General features: G+C 56.9%; 3 protein-coding genes. All 3 read left to right on the forward strand.

Annotated elements, in window-relative coordinates; translation table 11 throughout:
• The coding region (locus B2W52_RS02385) for a hybrid sensor histidine kinase/response regulator (RefSeq protein ID WP_286801113.1) at positions 1 to 3384 on the forward strand (3384 nt) is incomplete at its 5' end.
• Positions 3381 to 5018: a tetratricopeptide repeat-containing response regulator gene (locus B2W52_RS02390; protein ID WP_008172927.1), complete on the forward strand. Its 1638-nt coding sequence runs from the start codon at positions 3381 to 3383 to the stop codon at positions 5016 to 5018. The genes B2W52_RS02385 and B2W52_RS02390, both read left to right, overlap by 4 nt.
• Positions 5015 to 5695, forward strand: coding sequence for a sensor histidine kinase (locus tag B2W52_RS02395; protein ID WP_008172928.1), 681 nt, complete (start codon positions 5015 to 5017; stop codon positions 5693 to 5695). Before B2W52_RS02390 ends, B2W52_RS02395 begins: the two co-directional genes overlap by 4 nt.
• Positions 5696 to 5733 lie beyond the last annotated feature (38 nt).

Here is a 5733-nt window from a genome sequence, read left to right on the forward strand (position 1 = left end):
CTGGCAGTCTACTTCACCTCCTGGACTTTCTACGGCGCCGTTGGACGCGCCACCCAGGAGGGTCTGGGGTTTCTCCCCATCTACCTCGGGCCCTTGCTGGTCTTCGTGTTCGGTGCGCCCTTGCTGCGCCGGATCATCTATATCAGCAAGCGCAATAACAGTACCTCCATTGCCGACTTCATCGCCTCCCGGTATGGCAAATCCCAGCTCCTGGCCGCAATGATTGCAACCTTTGCCCTGATCGGCAGTGTTCCCTACATTGCGTTGCAACTGAAAGCCATTGCAATGGGCTTCAACGTGCTCTCGGCTACCGGAACAGGCTATGAAGAGCTGAGCACGGCGGCCTGGAGTGACTCCGCGTGGTACATCACCCTTGCCCTGGCGGTCTTTACCGTTCTGTTCGGTACCCGACACCTGGAATCCACCGAGCATCATCGGGGCATGATCCAGGCCGTGGCCTTCGAATCACTGATCAAGCTCGTGGCTTTCGTCGCTGTGGGGCTGTTCGTTGGCTACGGGCTCTATGGCGGGTTTGGCGATCTGTTTGAACGGGCTCGGGACGCCGACCTGATCGGCACCCTGACCACCGATGGTATCGAAGCGCCGGCATTCATTACCCAGACACTCATTGCCATGCTCGCGATCATCTGCCTGCCCCGGCAATTTCATGTCATGGTGGTTGAAAATACCGATCATCGGGACTTCGAGATTGCCCGCTGGGCTATGCCGATCTACCTGATCGTAGCCAGCGCCTTTGTGCTTCCTATTGCCGCTGCGGGCCTGCTGTCGCCCGAGGCCTCTGCTGGAAATCCTGACATCCTGATACTGCAGCTGCCGATCATGGCAGGCGAGGAATGGCTGGCCATACTGGCGTTCCTCGGTGGCGGGTCAGCGGCTGCGGCCATGGTAATCGTGTGCTCAGTGGCGATTGCCACCATGGTCAGCAACGAGATCATCATGCCGGCCCTGCTGAAATTTTTCCGACCAGGCATGAACCGGCGCACGGACCTCAGCTACCTGCTCCTGAGTATCCGCCGGGTCGCTATCTTTGTGGTGCTGCTCACCGCCTATGGTTTTTATCGGATGGCCGGCGAAGACTACAGCCTGACGGCCTTCGGCCTGCTGTCATTTGCGGCAGCGGCGCAGTTCGGGCCGGCGCTGGTAGGCGGCATTATCTGGCGCCGGGGCAATTACATGGGCGCCGTCTGGGGCCTTGGCCTTGGTTTCCTGATGTGGTGTTACACCCTGCTACTGCCGGCACTGGCCACCACCGGTTGGGTCAACGACACACTGATTGAGCAGGGAATCTGGGGACTGAACTGGACGCGCCCCACTGCCCTGTTCGGGTCCGAGCTGGACCAGACCAGTCACGGCATTATCTGGAGCCTCGGCATCAACACTTTGGTGTACATCGTACTTTCGATGCTGACCCGTCAACGTGTCCGAGAGAAGATCCAGATTGCCTCCTTCTTCCACGATCCGCAGCCCAAAGCGGAGACCGCGCAGCATCAGAGCTGGCAGGGCGAAATACTGACATCCGACCTCCAGGCGCTAACCGACCGGTTCATGGGTGAAGAACGCTCGGAAACCATTTTCCGGAATTACGAACGCCGCAACGCCATCCGTTTGCACCCGCACCGCCCGGCATCGGCGCACCTGATGAAATACATCGAGCGCCAACTGGCCTCGGTGATCGGCGCCTCCACCGCCAGGGTGGTCCTGGAATCGACCCTCACCGGCCGGGACATGCAGATCGAGGATGTGGTCAGCATCGTCGACGAAGCGTCCCAGGCCATGACCTTCAGCCGGGAGTTGCTCCAGTCAGCGATTGAAAATATCAGTCTGGGCGTGTCTGTGGTTAACCACCAGCAGCAACTGGTGGTCTGGAACCACCGATATCTGGAACTGTTCACCTACCCGAAGGGCTTCGTCAGGGTCGGTCGGCCTGTTGAAGATCTGATGCGCTATAACCTTACCAATGCCAATCTATCTGCCCGCCGGATTGATGAGATCGTCGTCGATCGCTGCACGAGCATGCGGGAGGGACGGCCGATGTCCTACGAGCGCCAGAGACCGGATGGTACGGTGTTACGCATCGATGGCAGCCCGATACCTGGTGGTGGCTATGTCACCACGTTCCAGGACATCACGGCCATGCGCAGAACCGAGCAGGCCCTCAAGGAGACCAACATCTACCTCGAGCAGCGGGTCAAGGAGCGCACCCAGGAGCTTCAGGTCATCAATGAGCAGATGCTGAAGGCCAAATCGGTGGCAGAACAGGCGAACCAGAGCAAGACACGCTTCCTAGCCTCTGCCAGCCACGACCTTCTCCAGCCCCTGAACGCAGCCAGACTGTTTACCTCTGCTCTCGCCGGGAAAGCAGATGACGGCGAGATGAAAGATCTCGTGGACCACATCGACAGCTCTCTCGGGGCTGCCGAGGAAATCATCAGCACCCTGCTGGATATTTCAAAGCTGGACGCGGGTGCGTTGGAGCCCGATATCGGGGTCTTCCCCGTGAACGAGATCATGCGCCACCTGGCAACCGACTTTTCAGCAATCGCCAAGGACCAGAACCTGGAGCTGCACGTTGTGCCCAGCACGGCCTGGATCCGATCCGATTCCAAATTGCTGCGTCGTGTGGTCCAGAATTTCCTGTCCAACGCCATACGTTACACGCCGGAAGGCAAGATTCTGCTCGGGTGCCGGCGTCTGAAAGGCTATATTCGTATAGAAGTCTGGGATACCGGTCCCGGTATACCCGAGGACCAGCTGGCACACATTTTCGAGGAATTTCGTCGGTTTCAGCATGGCCGGGATAAAAAGGGCCTGGGGCTCGGTCTCGCCATCGTTGACCGTATCAGCGGCATGCTGAACCACCCGGTCAGCGTCCATTCCGTCCAGGGCCGAGGCAGTGTCTTCGGTATCACCGTGCCAACAGCGGCTCCGGAACAGAACGAGACCACCGCTGCCAAGCCCGCATCGGGCTCACGCAGGGTATCCAACCTCGGAGGCCTGCATTTCCTGTGCATCGATAACGATCCGGCTATCCTGCAGGGCATGGTCGCGTTGCTTGGGAACTGGAAATGTGACGTAACGGCCGCCGAAAGCCTGGAAGACGCCATGGAAAAACTGGAAGGGAATCGGCCTGATATTATACTTGCCGATTATCAGCTAGATGATAACAAGAACGGCCTCGATGCCATGGACAGCATTCGCGGTGCTCTTAATGCCAACATCCCGGGCATACTCATCACCGGTTATATGGCGCCTGAAGTTCGGGAGGATGCCATCAACCGGGGCTACCAGATTCTCTACAAACCGGTGAAACCGGCTGCACTGAGGGCACTGGTTAACAAGCTACTGAAACAGAAGCGCTCATGACCGACACCAAAGCGGACGCCAATCCTTTCGGCAAACTCAACTATCTCGTGATCGATGACTTCGAAAATTTCCGGTTGTCCATTCGCCAGATGTTGCGCAGTTGTGGCGCTGACTCTATCGAGCTGGTCTCCAATGCCAGTCAGGCCATCCAGCACTGTACCTACAATCACGTGGATGTCGTGTTGTGCGACTTCAACCTGGGAGAGGGCAAGAATGGCCAGCATATCCTCGAGGACCTCCGGTATAAAAAATTACTGAAGCGCTCATCCCTGTTCCTCATGGTAACAGCGGAGACTTCCAAGGAAATGGTCATGGGGGCGAGGGAGTACCAGCCCGATGCCTATCTGACCAAGCCCATCAACCGGGCTGTACTCGAGAAACGTCTTAGCGCCCTGATCAGCCAGCGCAACACACTCATGCCCATCAATCGGGAAATCGACCGGGAAAACTACCCGGAAGCCATTTCGCTCTGTCTCCAAATGCTGCCCCGGCAGCCACGTTACAAGACCTGGTTAATGAAAACCCTGGGCGACCTGTATTTCCAGCTCGGGGACCTGGCGCACGCGCTCAAAATCTACGATGACGTCCTTGCGCAACGGGAATTGTCCTGGGCAAGGCTCGGACGCTGCAAAGTCCTGCTCGCCAATCGAAGCTTCGACCAGGCGGTAGACGGCCTGCGAGAGGTTATTGCAAATCATCCGGACTACATGGAGGCCTATGACCTTCTGGCAGAGGGGTTCGAACGGCAGGGCCGGCCGACACAGGCACAGCAGGTACTGGAGAAAGCCATAGAGCATTCCCCCAATGCCCTACTTCGGCAAAAGCATCTGGCACAGCTGGCCGGCTCCAACCAGGATCTCGAAACATCATCCGAGGCCTGGCAGCGCACAGTAGAGCTTGGCACCCACTCGATTCACGACAATTCAGAGCATTACCTCGCCTTGGGCCAGACACTTTCCGACCTCAGCGAGGGCAATCTTGAAGAAGATGGCAAAGAAAAAGCCAGGGAAGCACTGACCGTTCTCAAGAAGATGGAAAAACGATTCGAGGCCGAGGAAGGTATCAGTCTGCGGAGCCAGATCGTCCAGTGCCGGGTTTATGCGGGACAGGGTCAGGACAAAGAGGCGACCAAAATCCTCGAGAGGATCAGACCGGAACTCGACAATGCCGCAGCCCTGGATGCCGCAACGGGTCTTGATTACGCCAAGACCCTGTTTCGACTCGGACATGAAAGCGACGCCAAAGCGCTATTACGAGAGATGTCAGAGCGGTTCAGCAATGAGCCTGACATACTTCAGAAGATTGAAAGCCTCCTTGATGAGCCCGTAGGGTTCCGGCAGAAAATCAAAGCCCGAACCCTCAACCGGGATGGCATAAAAGCGTTCGAAGCCGGGAACCTGCAAGAAGCCGTGGAGATCTTTTCAAAGGCTCTGGAAATCGTCCCGGACCACGCTGCCCTGAACCTTAACTTGGTTCAGGTGCTGATGAAGGAGAATGACAACAGTCCCGGTAACGCTGAGCTCCTCAAACGCTGCCAGACTTGCCTGGATCGCCTGGCAGGACTGCCGGAGCAACACCGCCAACATCGGCGCTATATCGCCTTACAACGAAAACTGAAGGGGCTGATGGTATGAAAGACCAGAATATCGATTTTTCCATGGTGCTTGCCTCAGCCGTTCACGATATGAAGAACTCGCTTGGCATGCTCCTTAATTCCCTCGACGAGCTTCGCAGCGAGCACGAGGAAAGCCTCGGGGAATCTTCCCGCTTCAATACCTTGCAGTACGAAGCCGAACGGATGCACAACGATCTGGTGCAACTCCTTGGTATCTACCGGCTTGGCGAGAACAACCTCTCGGCACACATTGAGGAGCACTTTGTGCCGGATTTCCTCTCGGAACACCTGGCCAGACACAACCCTCTTCTGCAAGGGCTCGGCATTGATGTTTCCGTGGACGCTGAGGACATAAACGGCTTTTTCGACGAGGATCTGTTGACCGGTGTACTCAATAACACCATCAACAATGCCATCCGCTATACCCGCAGCAGAATCCGGCTTACCGCTGGTGAGAGAGACGGTTATCTGGTGATCGGTGTTGAAGACGATGGCAAGGGCTATCCCGACAGCATGCAGCACACGGGAACACTCAACTTCAAATCCCTTGATTTCAAGAGTGGCAGTACCAGCCTCGGGCTGTTCTTCGCCTCATCCGTTGCCAGACTGCACAGTGAGGGAAAGCGAAGTGGGTCGATAAAACTCCACAACGGTGGAAGCCTCGGTGGTGGTGTGTTTGAGATCTGGCTGCCCTGATCCAGGTCTTTTCTGAAGGCAATAAAAAACCCCAGCAT

It is taken from the genome of Marinobacter sp. UBA2498, from assembly GCF_002341575.1.
Taxonomy (GTDB): domain Bacteria; phylum Pseudomonadota; class Gammaproteobacteria; order Pseudomonadales; family Oleiphilaceae; genus Marinobacter; species Marinobacter manganoxydans.

Bases quoted from the DNA above. Each gene is read 5' to 3' on its own strand.
- B2W52_RS02390 (WP_008172927.1), top strand. From the start codon at position 3,381: ATGACCGACACCAAAGCGGACGCCAATCCTTTCGGCAAACTCAACTAT.
- B2W52_RS02395 (WP_008172928.1), top strand. From the start codon at position 5,015: ATGAAAGACCAGAATATCGATTTTTCCATGGTGCTTGCCTCAGCCGTT.